The following is a 17,007-nucleotide window of genomic DNA, read 5'->3' on the forward strand; positions in this document are numbered from 1 at the left end:
CCACCTCCACTCGCCAGGACGCCCTGGTCACGATCAGCGACCTCACCGCGACGGCCATCGACGTCCTGGGCCTGACCCCACCCCGAGAAGTGGTCGGCCGCCCCTGGCAGGCCGGCGGCCAACCCCCCGCGACCCCCGCCGACGTGGCGACGGAACTGGCCGACGAAGACCTGGCCAGCCAGGTGTTGCGTGAGGTCCGCGGCCCGTTCTTCACCGTCCTGGTCATAGCCCAACTCCTCTTCTACGCCTTCGCCGCCCTGACCCTCCGCCACCGCCACCCCACCCGGAAACCCCAGCGGTCGGGTGCAGAAAGCACACGAACACCCCCCACCACCCAGCCTCGGCCCACAGACCACCAGCCCACCGCCCCAGCCCTCGAAGGAGAAGCACCCCCGGGGGCAACCGCCACATCCGCACAAGCCGCCCAGACCGACGCCCCCACAGAGCAACCACCGGCCACCCAGCCCCCGGCTGAACAGGCGACCCCGGCCGGCACCCCAGCACAACCGGCAACCCCGGGCCGGCCGACCCCAGGCGGCGGCGCCCCAGCGCACGTGGCCGCCCCGGGCCAGTTGGCCGCCGCCCACTCGGCCGGCGAGCCGGCGAGCGGGTCTCTCGTGCTCAAGTCCGTGCAGGTCGTGGCTGTGGTCAGTGGGGCGATCACCGTTTCGACGTTTCTGGCGCAGCTCGTGCCCTGGTGGACGTTGCCGGTGCCGATGGTGTCGGTGATCGTGACGATCGTGGGCATCGCCGGGCTCATCACCGCCGTGGCGTTCGCCGGCCCCTGGCGTGCGCACGTGCTCGGCCCGCTGACGGTCGTCGCCGCCGTCACCTCGCTGGCCCTCCTCCTCGACGTCATGACCGGCTCGACGCTCCAGGTGAACGCCGTCGGCGGGTACGAGCCCGTGACCGGCGGACGGTTCTACGGCTTCAGCAACATCGCCTTCGCCATCTACGCCACCGGCACCATCCTCGCCCTGGCCGGGATCGCCCACTGGCTGCTCGGCAAGGGCGTGCCGAAGGCCGTGGTGGTGACGCTGTGTGCGGTGTACGGGGGGTTCGCGGTGTTCGCGGACGGATGGCCGGCCTGGGGTGCGGACTTCGGGGGCGTGCCGGCGTTCGTGGTCGGTCTGGCGGTCTTCCTGATCCTCCTCTCCGGCCGGCGGGTGTCGCCGCTGCTGCTGGTGCTGGTCGGGCTGGCGGGGGCGGTGCTCGTGGGCGCCCTGTCCGTGGTGGACTGGCTGCGTCCGGAGTCCGAGCGCACCCACCTCGGCACCTTCGTCCAGCAGATCATCGACGGCGAGGCGTGGACGATCATCGGACGCAAGTTCGGCGCGATGATCGGCGTCACGGTCGGCAACTGGTCGCTGACCCTCCTCTCGCTGGTGGCGCTGGCCTTCCTGTTCTTCGTGCTGGCCCGTCCCTCACGCTGGGGCGTGGCCGCGCTCGGCCTCGCGTACGGGCTGACCCCCACGCTCAGAGCGGGCCTGTTCGGCGCGCTCGCCTGCGCCCTCATCGGCTTCCTCATGAACGACTCGGGCATCGCCATCCCCGCTATGGCCCTGACCGTCGCGGTGCCGCTGACGCTTGCCGCCTGCGTTCGCGCCCTGCAGCTCGCCACGCCCACACCACCAGCGCCACCGTCAGAGCCAGCAGCGCCCAGCCGAGCTGAGGTCTGACCACCGTACGCAGCCACTCGAGGTCGTCGGGCTGCCCCTCGACCCTGGCCGGCAGGTACGCCAGCGACAGCACCAGCAGATGCGCGACCACGAGCCCGTCCAGCGCGGACGCCCCCACCAGCGCCAGCATCCCGAGCGCCAGCCCGTCGTACCAGGGCAGGATGTACGGCGTCGCGAACAGGTAGGCCACCACCAACGCCATGGCGACCACCGGCGCATCCAACCCCCCGGACGCCACCGAAGAGGCATGCCCGGAAAGCGCGCCAGGTTGGCTGGAGAGCGCCCCACCGCCGCTCGACCACCCGGCACGTACGGCCAGGCGGAGCAACGACCACGCGATGAGCACGAGCACCAGCAGCGACCCGACCTGGATGGCCCCCCGGTAAGCGCTCCCCGTCCCCACGACGGCCTGCAGCCAGCCCTGGACGAGCTTCCAGAACGAGGCATGGGAGATCGACTTGCTCGTACGGGTGATCGGCGCGAGGGCGTCGAACCCGACGACGGCGTACCCGACGACCACCACCGCGACCGCGCACCCCGCCATGAGCGCCAGGCGGCCGGGCCGGCGGCGCAACTCCCAGGCGGGGCCGAGGGCGACGAGACCGGCGTTCACCTTGATCGCCACCCCCAGCCCGAGCAGGACACCTGAGCCCATGGGACGCCCCCTGGCCAGCAGGGAGGCGACCATGCAGGCGATGGCGAGGGTGTCGACGTGCATGCCGGCGACGAGGTGATAGAGAAGCAGCGGGTTGGCCGTCCACAGCAGGGCCGCCCTCAGGCGCCTGCGGGGGTCGTGCCGGGTGAAGCGGTCGACGAGCAGCCCCGTCACGATGAACGCGGCGGCGTTGAACAGCGCCAGGACGAACATCGTCAGCCTGAGCGAGTCACCGCCGATCCAGCTCGCCACCGCCTGCACGGCCGTGGCGACCGGCCCGTAGACGCTCGGCTCCTCCCGCCAGGGCTCCTCGACGGCGTCGGCGATGGGGTCGCCTGGGAGGTCGATCGCGCCGTGGGTGTACGGATCGACGCCCAAGGTGACCATGCGCCCGTAAGCGGCGTAGTTGAGGTGGTCCCCGGACCCGGAGGGCGGCAGGAACGCCAGCACGGCGGCGGCGACACACCCGACGAGCACCAGAGCCCTGGCATTGAGGAGCACTCCTCCGAGCCGGTTGAGCGGGGCGGGAGAGGGCCTGCGGAAAGCGGCACCCCCCGAGCCATGGTCGGGGGCGTCCGGAGTGGCCGTGGGGATGGCGCCGGGGCCGTCTGGAGCGACCGTAGGGGTGGTGTCGGAGCCGTAGGGGGTGGAGCCGGAGCCGTCGCGGGTGGGGCCGGAGCCGTCGCGGGTGGAGTCGGGGTTGTCGCGGGTGGTGGGCGGAGGGGAGCCGGGGCGGCTTGTCGCGAGGAGGGCGGCCAGGAGGCCCAGGCCGCCCAGGAGCAGGGTTGCGGCTGCCAGGGCGATGATGAGGTAGGGGCCGGGGTGCGCCGCCAGGGAGTAGGGCGGCTGCCAGGCGGGGCCGGTGAGCGCGGGGACCATCGCGGACGGGCCCAGGAGGCCGATGGTGATGGTCAGCAGGATCGAGGCGACGATCGCCACCATGGCCGGCCCGGCCAACCGGCCTCGTCCCTGTTTGCGCCGCGCTTCCGAAGTCACCGGAAGATTCCAGCACACCCGCGGAAGGGATCCGGCCCGCTCAGCCCCTCCTGTGGACAACCGCAGCGAATCACCCCGGCCTGTGGACAACCCGCCGACCTCTCCGTCCACCAGCCCACAGGCTGCTGCACGCTTGGGTCGAATCCACCGGCAAGCCGAAGGCCGGTCAGCCCGCGCTCGAAGCTCAAGCGAACGCGCTGCCGGACCGTGCCACAGAGCGCCCTCTAGCCACCCCGAGCGAAAATCATTCGCCGGTGAGGCCGTCCACCGACTCGCGGATGAGGTCCGCGTGGCCGTTGTGGCGGGAGTACTCCTCGATCATGTGCACGAGGATCCACCGCAGGCTGGGCTCGCGGCCGTCCGGCCACGCGCGCCTGGCCGGCTGGTCGAGGCCGCCGGCGGCCAGGGCCTCGTCCAGGAGGTGGCGGGAGCGGGTGACCGCGTCCTGCCACAGCGCGTGCAGGTCCTCCGGGGAGTCGGCGGACGCCGAGTGCCAGTCCCAGTCCTGGTCCGCCTTCCAGTCGACCGTGGTCCACAGCGGCTGGCCGGGCCGGTCGTGCAGCATGCGGGAGAACCAGTGGTCCTCGACGTACGCCAGATGCTTCAGCATGCCCCCGAGCGTCATCGCCGACGCCCCCACGGTGGCCTTCAGCCCGGCGGCGTCGAGGCCGGCACACTTCCACGCGAACGTCGCCCGGTGGAACTCCAGGTAGCCCACGAGCGTGCCGAGCTCGTCGGCGGCGAGGGGAGGCTCAGGACGGCCCTGCTCGTCTGTGTCGGTCATGGGCGGTCAGTTTAGGGGGTTCGCCGGTTCAGCGCTTGGGACGAAGTTTGTCCAGATTTTGTACGACCACCGGCTCCCGTACCGCCAGCGCCCGCGCCACGTCCCGGAGCTGCCGCGCCCGGTGGAGCTGGGCGCGAAAGTCGGTGCCGGTGGCCCGGTGGGCCATGTCGACCTCGACCTCCTTGACGCGGAACCCCTTGCGCAGCAGGTCGATCGTCAGCGCCGTCTCCACTCCGAACCCGTGCGCCAGCGGGCGCGCCGCCTCGAAGGCCGCCCTGGTCAGGCAGCGCTGGCCGTTGAGCGGCTGGGTGGCGTCGAAGCCGGTGGCGCGGCGGATGCCCTCTTTGGACAGGCGGACCACTAACCCGTGGCCGCCCAGCTTCACCCTGGTGGAGAAGACGGCGATGGTCATGTCGGCCTCGCCCGCGCGTACGGGCTCGATGAGAGGCGCGGCGGTCTGAGCGGTTTCGCCCAGGTCGGCGTCGAGGAACAGCAGGTGGCGGGGGGCGTCGTCCTCGTCGAGGAGGCGTACGGCCTCGGCCCCCGTCTCCATGGCGGCGGCCTTGCCCCGGTTGCGGCTGTGCCGGACGACCCGCGCGCCGGCCGCGCGGGCGACCCTGCCGGTCTGGTCGTGCGAGCCGTCGTCGACGACCACGACGAGATCGACGCCCGGCAGGGCCGCGGCGGCCTTGACGGTGGCGGCGATGCGGTCGGCCTCGTTGGCGGCCGGGATGACGACCGCCGTGTCAGCGCTCATCGAGCCGCACCTCCTTCAAGCGCGGCGCAGCCGCGATCGCGTTGCCTCATGATCCCTCGGTGATGAGGAACTCCTGCGGCACCTCTTCGTGCACGGTGAACACCGAGTCGAGCCCGGTGACCTGCAGAATCTTGCGTACGGCGGGACGCGGCGCGGCCACCTCCAGCGTCCCTCCCTGCTCTTTCATCCGCTTGAGCGCCGAGAGCAGGACGTTCATCCCCGTGGAGTCGCAGAAATCCACGGCGGACATGTCGATGACCACCCGGCTAGGCCCTTCCTGCAGCAGCCGAGTGAACTCGGACTGCAGGTGAGGCGCCGTATAGAGGTCGATTTCCCCGGTGACGGCAACGAGTGCGCACCCGGCATGTGATCGAGTCGAGACCTTGAGCTCCACATGGGCAGGCTAGCGGCGCTGAGGCTTCCGGTCACGTTGTCACGCCGATAGGGCAACCACAGGTTTTTGTCCTCCGTTTGGGCTCCATGAAAACGGAGAGTACGCGAAGCTTGACAGCGTGACACCGGAACCGCCACCGCCTCACGGAGAAGGAAGGGCTGGGGCACGACCGAGGAGCCCCGGATCGATGAACGCAGACGAACCCGAAGATCCGCAGCGTCAGGGCCTCCGCGAACGCCTGGAGACCATCCTCATCACCACGGAGAAGGCGACGTCATGGCATGAAGAAGCAGGTCACCTGCGCGCCCTGGTGAACCATGAGGGCTACGTCCCCATCCGCACCCGCCTCGCGATCGAGGACCTGGAGTTCCTGGCGGGGGCGCGTACGGAGTTGCTCAGGTTCTCGGAGCTCGGGCTGAGGTTGCTCGACCTCCACCAGCCGCGCGACGCGGGGGGCATCACGAGCGACGCGGCACATCCGATCCTGCGCTGCAGGAGCTGCATGTGGCGCTGGCCCTGCCCGACGTTTCGGGCGATGTCGGAGTCGTTCGGCCGGGAGGCCGCAGAAGGCCCCTGACAGACCCGCACGCCAAAATCTCGCCGACCAAGGGTTGTCAGCTGTCAGCGGAATGATCAGCTCGCATCAGTTCTTCCCTGCGACCGTCGCCGTGTGAGGCTTTCCCGCTGGGCCCGGCCGAACAGCGTGCACTACCAGATCGCTTGGCAGCGGGCACGAGAGGGGAAGATGCGCCAGGTTCGGTTTCGAGCATCTGTCGGCCGCGCGCGAGGCGAGCGGGCGGCCTAGTTTCACGTCGCCGGGCAGTTCCCCGGAGACGCTGAACGCCTGTGGAGGCGGCGTAAGACCAGGTTCCGGCTCGGCAGATGCCAGCGAAGCGAAGCAGGCAAGAGAATCACTTCGATTCTCCGAGCGGCAGCCGGATCTCGAACCGGCACCCCGGCCCGTCGTTGACCACGCCGATCTCCCCGTCGTGCGCCTCCACGATCCCCTGCGCGATGGCCAGCCCCAGCCCGGCTCCGCCGTCCGCGCTGGGCGTCCGCGCGGCCTCCCCCCGGAAGGCGACCTCGAACACCCGGGGCAGATCCTCCTCGGGGATCCCCCCGCAGCAGTCGGTGACCGACAGACAGGCCATCCCCTGCTCGACCGCGGCCCTGAGCACCACGGGCCGGTCGGACGGCGTGTGCCGGATGGCGTTGACCACGAGGTTGCGCAGCGCCCGCCCCAGAGCCCCCGCGTCGGCCTCCACGGGCACGGCCGCGGCGGCCTCGGCGGTGAGCATCACCCCCTTGGCCCTGGCGAGCGGCTCGGCCCCGGCCAGCGTGTCGGCGACCAGGTCGGCGAGCCCGATCCGCGAGCGTGACAGCCGCAGCGCCCCCGCGTGGATGCGGGACAGCTCGAACAGGTCGTCCACCATCGCCGACAGCCGCTCCACCTCCAGCTTGATCTGCCCGTGGTAGCGGGTGACCGTCTCGGGGTCGGTCACCACGCCGTCCTCGAGCGCCTCGGCCATGGCCCGCATGCCGGCCAGCGGCGTACGCAGGTCGTGGCTCACCCACGCCACCAGCTCGCGCCGCGCCCCTTCCAGGGCCTGCTCCCGCGCGTACGCCTCCTCCAGGGTGTTGGCGATCGTCTGCAGCTCGGCCGGGAGCCCGGTCGGCGCGACGAACGGCAGGTCGCGTACGGCGGCCACCAACCGCCTGCTCTCCTGGACGACCCGCCTGGCCAGCACGAACGCCACTCCCAACCCCACGAGCCCCCCGACGGCCACCACGCTGAGCACGAAGTCCTTGGTGGGCCCCTCGATGATCATCTTGTTGATGATGGCCACCACGCCCGCCAGCGTGGCCGCCACCGCGACCACCACGACGACGGCCATGGCCACGCCGATCGACCGCGTGCGCAGCCGCCCCATCAGCCAGACGCCCGCCAGCGCGATGAGCAGCCCGAGCCCGGCCGTGACGGCCATGACCATGGGCAGGTCGCCGGGGCGCGGCATCAGAGGCCGTCCAGGGGCTCGTAGCGGTAGCCGACCCCCCACACCGTGACGATCCTGCGCGGTTCCGTCGGGTCGGGCTCGATCTTCTCCCGCAGCCGCCGTACGTGGACGGTCACCGTGGACGAGTCGCCGAACGACCATCCCCAGACCTGGTTGAGCAGCGCGGAGCGGCTGAAGGCCTGGCGCGGGTTGCGCATGAGGTAGGCGAGCAGGTCGAACTCGCGGGCGGTCAGCAGCACCTCCTCGCCGCGCAGGCGTACCTCGTGGGCTCCGACGTCCACCAGCAGGTCGCCGTCGCGCAGCACGCCGGTGCCGCCGGTGACGGAGGCCCCGCGCGCCCGCCGCAGCACCGACTGGACGCGCAGCGCCAGCTCGCGGGGGCTGAACGGCTTGGTCACGTAGTCGTCGGCGCCGGTCTCGAGACCGACGACCCGGTCGATCTCCTCGCCGAGCGCGGTCAGCATGATCACGGGCACCGGCCAGCGCTCCCGCAGCCGCCGGCACACCTGGAGGCCGTCGATCTTGGGCAGCATGAGGTCGAGGACCATGAGGTCGGGCGGATGGGCGAGGGCCCTGCGCAGCGCCTCGGCGCCGTCGCCGACGCACTCCACCTCGTGCCCGTCGCGCTCCAGATAGCGCGCCACGACCTCGGACACCGTGGGATCGTCGTCCACCACCAGGATGCGCGTGTTCACGTCTTCACGGTACGGCCCCGCCGCCCGGAACCGGCCGGTACGTCATGGCTTCGTAAGGGTCGCGGATCATGCCCCGAGGACGTACGGTGGGCGCATGGGTAAAGTCGTGATGCTCGTTCTGGGGACCTTGCTGGGTCTCTTCGTGCTTTTCACCTTCATCCTGCCGATGCTGGTGGGTCTGATCAAGCTTGCCTTGATCATCGGTGTGATCGCCCTGGTCGTATTCGTCGCGGTCACCGTCGTCGGTAAGACGTCCCGCTCCAGCTGATGCAGCTGCTGTTCGACCCGTGGCTGGTGGGGATCACCATGATGGCGATCCTGCTGCTGGCCACGTGGGCGGCCACGCTGCTGCCCGTCCTTCTCGGGGAGCCGGTGGGCTTCCCGCTGTCCTACGCGCGCCGCACGGCCTTCCAGCGGCTGCGCGACCCCGACGCGGCCGGGCGGCCGCGTCCCCGCGCCCCTTAGCGCGCCCCGCTGTTCCTGGACGCGGGGCTTCCTTACGAGCCCCCGTCGAAGCGGGGCTCCCTCGGCCATGACGAGCGAGCCCGTCGTCATCACGCCTCTCTAGCAGGGAACAGGGCTCATGATCGATTCTCTCGTCACGTTCGTCATTCACGTCTCCGGCGGCAGTGCCGCCCTCGGCATCGTGCTGTTCACCCTCGCCGTACGCCTTCTCCTGCTGCCGCTGAACGTCCGCCAGGCCCGTACGGCGAAGATCCGCGAACGGCTCGCCCCCAAGCTCCGCGCGCTGCGTGAGCGCCATGGCCGCAACCCTGAACGCCTGAGCAAGGAGCTGAGTGCTCTCTACGCCAAGGAGGGCACGTCACCGTTCGCCGGGATCATGCCGATGCTGGCCCAGTTGCCGTTCCTGTGGCTGATGTACCGGGTGGCCACGCATCCGACCGCGCTCGCGGGGCACACGTTGTTCGGGGCGCCGCTGGGGGAGCAGGCGGCCGGCGTGGTCGCCCATTTCGGTCTGGTCAGCACCCCGGTTTTGGTCTTTGTATTGGTCATCGCCCTGGTCACAGCGGTGGCGTGGCTCTCGGCCCGGCAGATCAAGGTCGCCGAGGAGCAGCCGGAGGCCATGAAGCGGATCATGCGGCTGCTGCCGTACGGCTCGGCGCTGGCCGCGCTCGTGCTGCCGCTGGCCGCCGGCCTCTATCTGCTCGTCTCGACGGCGTGGGCAGTGAGCGAGCGCGCCGTGCTGGCTAGCCGGCCTCTCTGAGGGCCGCGACCTGCCCGTTCACACTTTTGCTTGGCGCGGGCAGAATCGCCCACACGGTCGTCGTGTCGCCGTCGTGCCGCACCCCCCAGCTCTCGGCGACATATTCCACGATGCCGAGCCCCCGGCCCCCGAGCGAGGACAGCGTCGGCCGGCCCGCACGGGGCTCGGTCGCGGCGCCCCCGTCGCTGACCGCCACCTCGATGTGATCGTCGCTGCGCAGCCACGCCACCCGCACCATGCCCGACGGCAGCGGATGAGCGTGCCGCAGCGCGTTGCTCAGAAGCTCGCTCACGACGAGCACGGCATCGTCGATGGCCGCGGTGAAGACCCCACTGTCCTGCAGATCAGTGCTCAGACGCTGGCGGGCGACGGCAACGCTGGACGGCGCGTACGGCAGCAGCACCACGCTTGACACACCCACCTCCCCGTTCCCTGTGCCCCCCGCGGGAACACTCCCCGGTACGACCGAAATGCCCCGTTACTCGATCCCAGAAACCGCATCTCGATCACAGCTTGTACACATTGGAAGATAGATCAGCGCAACCGTGACCACCTCGTTACCGCATCGGTGTGTCGGATCCGATAGTGGAAGAGCCCCTCAATACGAGCCGCATTCTGGTGCCTCCTCCTGGTCGCGAATGAGCGCTGACATCTCCTCCCTGTGCCCTGGCGAGACTGCGGACGATGTAGAGACCGAGCCCCACTCCACCAAACCGTCTCCGGTCGCCGCTGTCCACCTGGACGAAGCGTTCAAAAACCCGCTCACGGTCAGGCGGGGCGATTCCGACTCCCTCGTCGTCCACGACGACGACCACGTTGTCGTCCTCCGGCCAGGCCGCCACGCTGATCAGCCCGCCCTTGGGCGAGTACTTGAACGCGTTCTCCAGCAGCTGCCCGAGCAGGATGTCGGTGGCCAGCGCGTCGCCCAGCACGTACGGCAGCCCTTCGGGCACGTCCACCTCGACCCGGTGCCGGTCCGACAGCTCGGGCAGCCCCAGCGTGGCCGCCACGATGCGCTCCCCCAGGTCGAACTCCTCGATGCGCACCTTGAGCTCGTCGGCGCCGGCCCGCGCGCCGAGCAGCAGGTGGTCCATGAGCACGCCCAGCGACCTCGCGCGCTCGGCGATCGTGTGCACGGCCGAGCGGCGCGCGGGGTCGCTCATGTCGTCCCAGCGCGAGTCGAGCGTGCTGGCGAAGCCCCGCACGATGGTGATCGGCGTGCGCAGCTCGTGGCTGGTCGTGGCGAGGAACAGGTCCTTGGCCTCCTCCAGCTCCTTGGCGGCGGTCACGTCGCGGAAGTCGACGACCACCTCGCCGGTCTCCTCGATCTGCGCGCTCACCACGTCGAGCCAGCGCCCGTTGTCGAGCTGGAAGGTGCCCTTCTCGCCGGCCTTGGGCAGCGGGAATGGCGGCGGGCCGCCGATCACGGACTCGGCGGGCAGCGCGGTCAGCTCGGCGGCGGCCGGGTTCCAGCGCACCACGAGGCCGTCCTGGTCGAGCACGGCGATGCCGTCGGCGCTGGCGTCGAACACGGCCCGCTCGTGCGCCCGCTGCCGCACCGCCTCCTGGTAGGCGACCGCGTTGCCGACCGCGATGCCGGCGTGCCCGGCCAGCAGCTCCAGCAGCTCCAGCTCCAGGTGTCCTGGGTTGCGGCGGGCGAACAGGGCATAGAGAGCGCCGTACGGCCGCCCGCCCACCGCGGCGAGCCCCAGCGCGATCGTGTGCAGGCCCTTGAGCTTGGCCCACACCAGGTCGTCGAGCCCGTGGGACTCCAGCATCACGGTCTTGCCGGTGCGTAAGAGCTTGTCCACCAGGCTCGTCCGCAGGTCGGTGGTGGTGCCCCTGATCGCCTCCGGCAGCTCGTACGTGCTGACCAGCCGCAGCCGCTCGCCTTCGATGAGCACGAACCCGCCCGCGTCCGCCCCGGTCAGCTCGGTCAGGCTGGCCGAGATGCGGTCGAGCACGGCCGACAGCTCAAGGTCGGAGTTGATGTCCCCCACGACGTCGGTGAGGCGGGCGACCAGCCGGGCGCGGCGCGCCATGCGGTGCTCGGCCATCTCGTCGGCCCTGGCCGGGTGGTAGGCGCACACGTAACCGGCGACGGCGCTGCCGAGGCGCAGGGCGCTGATGTCCACCCGCAGGTCGAGCACCCGGCCGTCGGCGTGGAGGCGCTTGGTGCGCAGCGACACGGGCTCTCCCGTACGTACGCGCTCCAGCACCGCGTTGTGCTCGGCGCCCAGCTCGACCGGCACGATCGGGGCCCGGCGGCCGAGCAGCTCGTCGGCGCTCCAGCCGAACATGCGCTCGGCGGCGGCGTTCCACACCAGCACGCTCTGGTCGCGGTCGAGCGCCACGATGGCGTTGGGCGAGCTGGCGAGCGCCGCACGAGCGATCTCATCGTCACTACCGGCCCATTCGTCCCCCACTACTCCATAGTGCACGTGGCGCGGTGGGTGCGTCGGGCGATCCGTCCGATACGCTGCGGTCACGGTGATTCCCGGCAGGTGGGAGGGTGAGGGGTATGTCGAGCAACGATCTCGATGCCCTGCTGCGGGTGACCTCCAGCACCTATCGGGGTGAGACACCACCCGACATCGCGTTCGGCACCTACGACGGCGCGGTGGGCAGGATGGTGCTGGCGGTGACCGGCAAAGGCATCGCGGCGTGCAGCTTCGAGGCGGAAAACGACGTGTTCGAGCTGATCACCCGGCACGTGGGGCGGTTCATCGGGCCCGACGCGCGGCGGCTCGACCCGGTGCGCAGAGAGCTCGACGCCTACTTCTCGGGGCGGCTGCGGACGTTCGCCACGCCGGTCGACCTGACGCTGGCGACGCCGTTCGCCCGTACGGTGCTGCAGAAGACCATGGCGGTCCCCTACGGCACGACCACGACGCTGGAGGAGATCGGCGAGAGCATCGGCAGGCCGCGCGCGCTGCGGGCGATCGGCAACGCGCTGGCCTCCAACCCCGTCTGCGTGATCGTGCCCTGCCACCGGGTGCTGCGCGAGGACGGCGGGCTGGGCGACTACGCCGGCGGCGCCGCCGCCAAGCAGCACCTGCTCAACGTCGAGCAGCGCGCGACCGCTGGATGAGCCCGATGAGCAGCGTCACCAGCGCCGCCACCAAGGCGCCGCCGAGCGCGCCGTTCATCCACGACTGACGCACGAAGCCGAGCGCCTCGCGCACCCCCGTCCAGAGCGCGTCCCACTGCGGGAAGGTCGGCGTCGAGGTGGTCAGCCAGTACGCGGCGAAGCCCAGCGCCCAGGGCACCAGCATTGACCAGCGCGACGGTGCGTCCTCGGCGGTGTTCCAGCCCTCGCCGCGGCGCAGCACGAAGTAGTCGACCGCGAGCACCGCGAACATCGGCACGAACACGGCGCCGATCACGCCGAGGAACACGCCGTAGGAGTTGACGTCCGCGAAGAGCGCGATCACGACCGTCACCACGCCGATGGCGGTCGAGAGGATCCGGCGGTCCACCCGCGGCATGAGGTTCTGCAGCGACATGGTGGTGGAGTAGACGTTGGCGAAGGACTGGTCGGTCTCGCGCAGCACCAGGATGCCGAAGAACAGCGCGCCCAGCGGCACCGCCACGAACGGCGTGAAGACCGACGTCGCGTCGGCCAGCACGCCGTCGGCGCCCGCCAGGGCCACCGCGTAGACGCCGAGCCCCAGGCAGGCCACCTGGGCCAGCGTGTAGCCGCCGACCACGCCGGTGAACGCGGCGCGTCCCGACCGCGAGTGGCGGGCGAAGTCGGCCGCCATCGGCACCCACGACACCGACAGCGCGATCACGTAGTCGACGGCGGCGGGGAAGGCCGTCCAGCTCCCGCCCTCGGGTGAGGGGGCCTCGCGCAGGAAGAACACCGCGAACCAGACCATCGCCACGATGACGCCGACGGTGACGTAGCGGCGCAGCAGCCGGATCGAGCCGAGCGGCCAGACGGTCAGCGCCGCCGTCAGGACGCCCGCGACGAGCACCCACACCTGGTACGGCACCGACGGGAAGATCGCGCCGGCCCCCTTGGCGATCACCCACAGCTCGAAGGCCCCCCAGCCGATCATCTGGATGATGTTCAGCAAGGTCGGGACGTAGGAGATCCTGGCCCCGAACAGCCCGCGCAGCAGCACCATGGCCGGCTTGCCGGTGCGCGTGCCCGGGATGGCCGACAGGCCCACCATGGCGGTGCCGATCAGGCTGCCCACCACGGTGGCGACCAGCGCCGCCGCGAGAGTGAGCGGCGCATTGCCCAGCGGGTCGAGCAGCAGCAGCGCTCCGGAGAAGCCGAGGAGGCTGACCCCGAGGTTGGCCCAGAGCGCGCCCTGATCGAGCACGCCCAGGGTCTTGGGCGCCTCGCCTTCGAGGGTCAGCGGAACTTCTTCGACGCCGTGCGACATCGCACACTCCCTACGCCGGCATTACCCGGACAGGTTCAGGCGGTCGGCAGCGGATGCATTGCTGCCCTCTCAGCCCGGCGACCCCGAGCTCCCGCGACGATCTGTAGTTTGCGCCCTTATCTTGCCTTAGAGAGGGTCAAATCGCCATAGTGGGCGACTTACGCCACAAAAGGCTCCTGGCCCGTCTCGCTGACCATCGGCTTCTGCGCGGCCTCCCACGACTGCATGCCGCCGCCGACGTTGACCGCCTCGCGTCCGAGCTGGTTGAGCCACGCGGCGACCTGCAGCGACCGGCCGCCCACCCGGCAGACGACATAGACCGTGCGGTCGCCGGGGACCTCCTCCACCCGGCCCTGGATCTGCGTCATGGGGATGTGGACGGCCTGCGGCGCGTGGCCCGCCAGCCATTCGTCCTGCTCGCGGACGTCGAGCAGGTAAGCGTCTGCGGGCACGGCACTGGCCTCGATCTCAGGAACGGTCATGACTCCATCATGGCGTGCCCGAAGCCGTGCACCGGACGCCCGCACCTACTTGAGCAGCTTGGACAGGCGGCGGTCGGCCAGCGGCTTGCCGCCGGTCTGGCAGGTCGGGCAGTACTGCAGCGAGGAGTCGGCGAACGAGACCTCCCTGATCGTGTCGCCGCACACGTCGCACGGCTGCCCCGCACGGTTGTGCACCCGCAGCCCCGACTTCTTCTCCGCCTTGAGATCCTTGGCCGCGAGCCCGTGCGCGCGCTCGACCGCGTCGCGCAGCGTGGTCACGATGGCCTCGTGCAGGTCGGCGAGCTGCGCGTCGGTCAGCGTCGCGGCGATCTTGAAGGGCGACATCTTGGCGGCGTGCAGCACCTCGTCGGAGTAGGCGTTGCCGATGCCGGCGATCACCTTCTGGTCGCGCAGCAGGCCCTTGATCTGGGTGCGCTTGCCGCCCACGATGCGCTTGAGCGCCTCGACGGTGAACGACTCGGCCATCGGGTCGGGGCCGAGGGCGGCGATGCCGGGCACCTCGTCCGGATTTTTCGTGACATAGACGGCGAGGCGCTTCTGTGTCCCCGCCTCCGTCAGCTCGAACCCGGGCGCCAGCCCCTCGTCGTCGGGCGCCAGCCGCACGCGTACGGCCAGCGGCCCCTTCCCCGGCCGCACCGGCTTGGCCCCCGACAGGTCGTCGCGCCAGCGCAGCCACCCGGCGCGGGCCAGGTGGATGATCAGATGCAGCCCGTCGCAGTCGAGGTCGAGGAACTTGCCGTGCCTGCTCACACCGGTGACGGTCAGCCCGCCGAGCGAGGTGACGGGCGGGTCGAACGTCTTGAGCGCCTGGATGGCCACCACGTCGATCCCCGCGATCGCGCGGCCCACGGCCCGCTCACGCAGGAAGTGGGTGAGCGACTCGACTTCGGGAAGTTCGGGCATGCCCCCAGAGTACGGCCCGCACGGAACTGTCCCCAGAACGGGAGCCATCGGGTCGTTAAGGTCAAGTGCATGACCGTGACGATCGCAGAAGAGCTCCTCCTCCTGGCACTCAGCGAGGACAAAGGCAAGCTCCTCATCAACGCGGCCACGCTCGACCTGGCGCTCTCCGGCGGCATCCTGGCCGAGCTGGCGTTGGCCGGCCGCGTCACCAAGGACGGCAAGAAGCTGGCCGTCGCCACGCCCGACCCCGTCGGCGACCGGGAGCTGGACGCCGCGCTGGAACGCATCGCGAACGACAAGGCGCGCACCCCGGAGTGGTGGGTGCGCAAGCTGCAGACGGACGACCTGCGCGACCGCCTGCTCACCCGCCTGGCCAACACCGGCGTGCTGGCCAGAGAGCGCACCAAGGCGCTCGGCATCTTCACGGTCACCCGCTGGCCCGAGCTGGACTCCGCCGTCGAGGCCGACATCAGGGAGCGGATGACGGCCGTGCTCGCGGGCGCCACCCCCGACCCCCGCACGACCGCCCTGATCGCGCTGGCCAAGGCGGCCGGGCTCGACCGCAAGGCGTTCCCCGACGCCGGCAAGGCCCGCGTCAAGGAGCTCGCCAAGGGCGACTGGGTGGCGGACGCGGTGGCCCGCGCCATCGCCGACATGAACGCCGCCGTCGTGGTCACCACCGTGACGTGAGGCCCGTCAGCCGGCGTCCACGACGTCCTTGGGCACCGGCTTGTCCTCCTTCAGCGCGTTGAACAGCGCGAGCGCCTTCGTCCTGTCCCACTTCACCGCGTCACCGCTGGCCACGCGCTCGGTGCCGCCGAACGGCACCACCGTCGTCACCGGGCTGTCGCCCATGGCGAGCCCCAGCGACAGCATGTTGAACGCCCCGGTGCTCGAGTCGACCTCGACCGCGTCGGTCGCGCTCGCGGCCAGCGGGATCGCGGTGAACGGGTTGAGCAGCACCCCGGGGCTCGCGGCCTTCTTCACGACCGCGCTGAGGAACTGCCGCTGCCGCTTGGTCCGCTCGAAGTCGGGCAGCGCGCCGCCCTTGCGGGTGCGTACGTAGCCGAGCGCCTGTGAGCCGGTGAGCACCTGGGTGCCCTTCTTCAGCTTGAGCCCTGCCTTGGGGTCGTTGACGGCGGCCCGTACGTTGATCTCGACCCCGCCCACGGCGTCCACGATGTCCACGAACCCGGCGAAGCCGATCTCCATGTAGTGGTCGATGTGCACGCCGGTGGCGTTCTCGACCGTGCGGACGAGCAGCTTGGGCCCACCGAAGGCGTAGGCGGAGTTGAGCTTGTCGCGCCCCCTGCCCGGGATGGTGATCGCGGAGTCGCGCGGCAGGCTGACCAGCGTGGGCGCGTCGCTCCCCTCGGGGATGTGCAGCAGCATCATCGAGTCCGTACGCTGCCCCGCGGCCCGCCCGGTGGCGAGCTTCTTCCGCTGAGCGGCGGTCAGACCCTTGCGGCTGTCTGAGCCGACGAGCAGCCAGTTGGTGCCAGGCGTGTCGGCGGGCCGCCCCTCGTACTCGTCGAGCACCCCTTCGATGCCCGTCAGCCGCGAGTTGACCCAGAAGAACAACCCCACCCCGGCGACGAGCAGCAGCACCAGGAACCCGGCGGTGATCGACAGGATCGCCTTGCCGGAGATCTTCTTACGCGGCCCCTTGGGCGGCCCCTTGGGAGGCCGCGGCTCGGCGGGACCACCGGACCGCGAGCGAAGCGGCCTGACCGGGCTCTCGCCGGCCCGCTCGCGCCCGTAGACCCTGGAGGACCCCCTGCGCGGCGGAGCCTCCGCAGGGCCCTCTGGGGCGGCGGTGGGAAGCTTCTGGGTGGGCGCCCCCGCCGCAGGCACGGGGCCCTGCCCTCCTGGCGGCGTTGGCCCTCCGGGCGGGATCCGGTGCGCGGGCGCTCCTCCAGAGCGCAGGCCGTCACCGGGCCGCGGTGGCAGCGGGCGGCCGTCGCCTGGCGAGCGGTAAGCCCGCGTCCGGTCGTCCTCAGACAC

18 protein-coding genes and 1 riboswitch are annotated in these 17,007 nt (G+C 70.9%); of the genes, 6 read left to right on the plus strand and 12 right to left on the minus strand.

Translation table 11 applies throughout. The features are described from left to right. Window positions 1-1,554: 1,554 nt before the first annotated feature. From mptB to AB0K28_RS12400, 4 genes are all read right to left on the minus strand, one after another. Window positions 1,555-3,330 (minus strand): polyprenol phosphomannose-dependent alpha 1,6 mannosyltransferase MptB, encoded by a 1,776-nt coding sequence (gene mptB / locus AB0K28_RS12385; RefSeq protein ID WP_364368473.1) that lies wholly within the window; start codon window positions 3,328-3,330, stop codon window positions 1,555-1,557. A 244-nt stretch (window positions 3,331-3,574) separates the two neighbouring features. Continuing rightward, window positions 3,575-4,114 carry a DinB family protein gene (locus AB0K28_RS12390; RefSeq protein WP_364368476.1) on the minus strand — a complete coding sequence of 180 codons (540 nt, stop codon included), beginning with the start codon at window positions 4,112-4,114 and terminating at the stop codon, window positions 3,575-3,577. Between the two features lie 28 nt (window positions 4,115-4,142). Further along, window positions 4,143-4,871, minus strand: coding sequence for a glycosyltransferase (locus tag AB0K28_RS12395; RefSeq protein ID WP_364368479.1), 729 nt, complete (start codon window positions 4,869-4,871; stop codon window positions 4,143-4,145). 46 nt (window positions 4,872-4,917) lie between these two features. Further along, the gene (locus AB0K28_RS12400) at window positions 4,918-5,265 is read right to left on the minus strand and encodes an STAS domain-containing protein (protein WP_345393493.1); all 348 of its coding nucleotides are present in this window, start codon (window positions 5,263-5,265) and stop codon (window positions 4,918-4,920) included. Window positions 5,266-5,452: 187 nt separating this feature from the next. Between AB0K28_RS12400 and AB0K28_RS12405 the strand changes: the two genes are divergently transcribed. Continuing rightward, window positions 5,453-5,842, plus strand: a complete 390-nt coding sequence (locus AB0K28_RS12405; RefSeq protein WP_364368482.1) for a hypothetical protein — start codon at window positions 5,453-5,455, stop codon at window positions 5,840-5,842. Window positions 5,843-6,176: 334 nt separating this feature from the next. Here the strand turns inward: AB0K28_RS12405 and AB0K28_RS12410 are convergent, their stop codons facing one another. Both AB0K28_RS12410 and AB0K28_RS12415 read right to left on the minus strand, forming a co-directional pair. Next, window positions 6,177-7,280, minus strand: coding sequence for a HAMP domain-containing sensor histidine kinase (locus AB0K28_RS12410; protein ID WP_364368485.1), 1,104 nt, complete (start codon window positions 7,278-7,280; stop codon window positions 6,177-6,179). Beyond that, on the minus strand, window positions 7,280-7,975 hold the full coding sequence (locus AB0K28_RS12415; RefSeq protein WP_355416044.1) for a response regulator transcription factor: 696 nt from the start codon (window positions 7,973-7,975) through the stop codon (window positions 7,280-7,282). The genes AB0K28_RS12410 and AB0K28_RS12415 overlap by 1 nt, the downstream gene beginning before the upstream one ends. A 94-nt stretch (window positions 7,976-8,069) precedes the next feature. Between AB0K28_RS12415 and AB0K28_RS12420 the strand changes: the two genes are divergently transcribed. From AB0K28_RS12420 to yidC, 3 genes are all read left to right on the plus strand, one after another. Beyond that, window positions 8,070-8,243 (plus strand): hypothetical protein, encoded by a 174-nt coding sequence (locus AB0K28_RS12420; RefSeq protein WP_345393484.1) that lies wholly within the window; start codon window positions 8,070-8,072, stop codon window positions 8,241-8,243. Beyond that, a complete protein-coding gene (locus AB0K28_RS12425; RefSeq protein WP_345393481.1) occupies window positions 8,243-8,440 on the plus strand; it encodes a DUF6412 domain-containing protein in 198 nt (65 codons plus the stop codon). The genes AB0K28_RS12420 and AB0K28_RS12425 overlap by 1 nt, the downstream gene beginning before the upstream one ends. A 118-nt stretch (window positions 8,441-8,558) precedes the next feature. Then, entirely contained in the window at window positions 8,559-9,200 is a 642-nt protein-coding gene (gene yidC, locus AB0K28_RS12430; RefSeq protein WP_364368490.1) for a membrane protein insertase YidC, read from the plus strand. On the opposite strand, the gene AB0K28_RS12435 is transcribed toward yidC, so the two are convergent. Together AB0K28_RS12435 and AB0K28_RS12440 are read right to left on the minus strand one after the other, a co-directional pair. Continuing rightward, window positions 9,184-9,606 (minus strand): ATP-binding protein, encoded by a 423-nt coding sequence (locus tag AB0K28_RS12435; RefSeq protein ID WP_364368492.1) that lies wholly within the window; start codon window positions 9,604-9,606, stop codon window positions 9,184-9,186. The two genes, yidC and AB0K28_RS12435, sit on opposite strands and share 17 nt — an antisense overlap. Before the next feature lie 151 nt (window positions 9,607-9,757). After that, on the minus strand, window positions 9,758-11,626 hold the full coding sequence (locus AB0K28_RS12440; RefSeq protein ID WP_364368495.1) for an ATP-binding protein: 1,869 nt from the start codon (window positions 11,624-11,626) through the stop codon (window positions 9,758-9,760). A gap of 95 nt (window positions 11,627-11,721) precedes the next feature. Here AB0K28_RS12440 and AB0K28_RS12445 point away from each other — a divergent pair, with 95 nt between their 5' ends. Continuing rightward, the gene (locus AB0K28_RS12445; protein WP_345393466.1) at window positions 11,722-12,291 is read left to right on the plus strand and encodes a methylated-DNA--[protein]-cysteine S-methyltransferase; all 570 of its coding nucleotides are present in this window, start codon (window positions 11,722-11,724) and stop codon (window positions 12,289-12,291) included. Here the strand turns inward: AB0K28_RS12445 and AB0K28_RS12450 are convergent. From AB0K28_RS12450 to AB0K28_RS12460, 3 genes are all read right to left on the minus strand, one after another. After that, entirely contained in the window at window positions 12,260-13,597 is a 1,338-nt protein-coding gene (locus AB0K28_RS12450) for a cytosine permease (RefSeq protein ID WP_364368498.1), read from the minus strand. The two genes, AB0K28_RS12445 and AB0K28_RS12450, sit on opposite strands and share 32 nt — an antisense overlap. Next, window positions 13,587-13,702: riboswitch (TPP riboswitch) on the minus strand. Its footprint overlaps the gene before it by 11 nt. Before the next feature lie 53 nt (window positions 13,703-13,755). After that, window positions 13,756-14,079, minus strand: a complete 324-nt coding sequence (locus tag AB0K28_RS12455) for a rhodanese-like domain-containing protein (protein WP_345393457.1) — start codon at window positions 14,077-14,079, stop codon at window positions 13,756-13,758. Window positions 14,080-14,124: 45 nt separating this feature from the next. Further along, window positions 14,125-15,003 (minus strand): DNA-formamidopyrimidine glycosylase family protein, encoded by an 879-nt coding sequence (locus AB0K28_RS12460; protein WP_364368502.1) that lies wholly within the window; start codon window positions 15,001-15,003, stop codon window positions 14,125-14,127. 69 nt (window positions 15,004-15,072) lie between these two features. Between AB0K28_RS12460 and AB0K28_RS12465 the strand changes: the two genes are divergently transcribed. Next, the gene (locus AB0K28_RS12465; protein WP_345393451.1) at window positions 15,073-15,693 is read left to right on the plus strand and encodes a GPP34 family phosphoprotein; all 621 of its coding nucleotides are present in this window, start codon (window positions 15,073-15,075) and stop codon (window positions 15,691-15,693) included. 6 nt (window positions 15,694-15,699) lie between these two features. Here the strand turns inward: AB0K28_RS12465 and AB0K28_RS12470 are convergent, their stop codons facing one another. Further along, on the minus strand, window positions 15,700-16,857 hold the full coding sequence (locus AB0K28_RS12470; RefSeq protein WP_364368505.1) for an LCP family protein: 1,158 nt from the start codon (window positions 16,855-16,857) through the stop codon (window positions 15,700-15,702). Window positions 16,858-17,007: the final 150 nt, after the last annotated feature.

This window comes from Nonomuraea sp. NPDC049504, assembly GCF_040676845.1.
GTDB classification, from domain to species: domain Bacteria; phylum Actinomycetota; class Actinomycetes; order Streptosporangiales; family Streptosporangiaceae; genus Nonomuraea; species Nonomuraea salmonea.

Excerpts from the sequence above, each read along its gene's own strand:
- AB0K28_RS12390 (WP_364368476.1), bottom strand. The coding sequence starts at position 4,114 with ATGACCGACACAGACGAGCAGGGCCGTCCTGAGCCTCCCCTCGCCGCC.
- AB0K28_RS12395 (WP_364368479.1), bottom strand. The coding sequence starts at position 4,871 with ATGAGCGCTGACACGGCGGTCGTCATCCCGGCCGCCAACGAGGCCGAC.
- AB0K28_RS12405 (WP_364368482.1), top strand. The coding sequence starts at position 5,453 with ATGAACGCAGACGAACCCGAAGATCCGCAGCGTCAGGGCCTCCGCGAA.
- AB0K28_RS12410 (WP_364368485.1), bottom strand. The coding sequence starts at position 7,280 with ATGCCGCGCCCCGGCGACCTGCCCATGGTCATGGCCGTCACGGCCGGG.
- AB0K28_RS12420 (WP_345393484.1), top strand. The coding sequence starts at position 8,070 with ATGGGTAAAGTCGTGATGCTCGTTCTGGGGACCTTGCTGGGTCTCTTC.
- AB0K28_RS12425 (WP_345393481.1), top strand. The coding sequence starts at position 8,243 with ATGCAGCTGCTGTTCGACCCGTGGCTGGTGGGGATCACCATGATGGCG.
- yidC (WP_364368490.1), top strand. The coding sequence starts at position 8,559 with ATGATCGATTCTCTCGTCACGTTCGTCATTCACGTCTCCGGCGGCAGT.
- AB0K28_RS12445 (WP_345393466.1), top strand. The coding sequence starts at position 11,722 with ATGTCGAGCAACGATCTCGATGCCCTGCTGCGGGTGACCTCCAGCACC.
- AB0K28_RS12450 (WP_364368498.1), bottom strand. The coding sequence starts at position 13,597 with ATGTCGCACGGCGTCGAAGAAGTTCCGCTGACCCTCGAAGGCGAGGCG.
- AB0K28_RS12455 (WP_345393457.1), bottom strand. The coding sequence starts at position 14,079 with ATGACCGTTCCTGAGATCGAGGCCAGTGCCGTGCCCGCAGACGCTTAC.
- AB0K28_RS12460 (WP_364368502.1), bottom strand. The coding sequence starts at position 15,003 with ATGCCCGAACTTCCCGAAGTCGAGTCGCTCACCCACTTCCTGCGTGAG.
- AB0K28_RS12465 (WP_345393451.1), top strand. The coding sequence starts at position 15,073 with ATGACCGTGACGATCGCAGAAGAGCTCCTCCTCCTGGCACTCAGCGAG.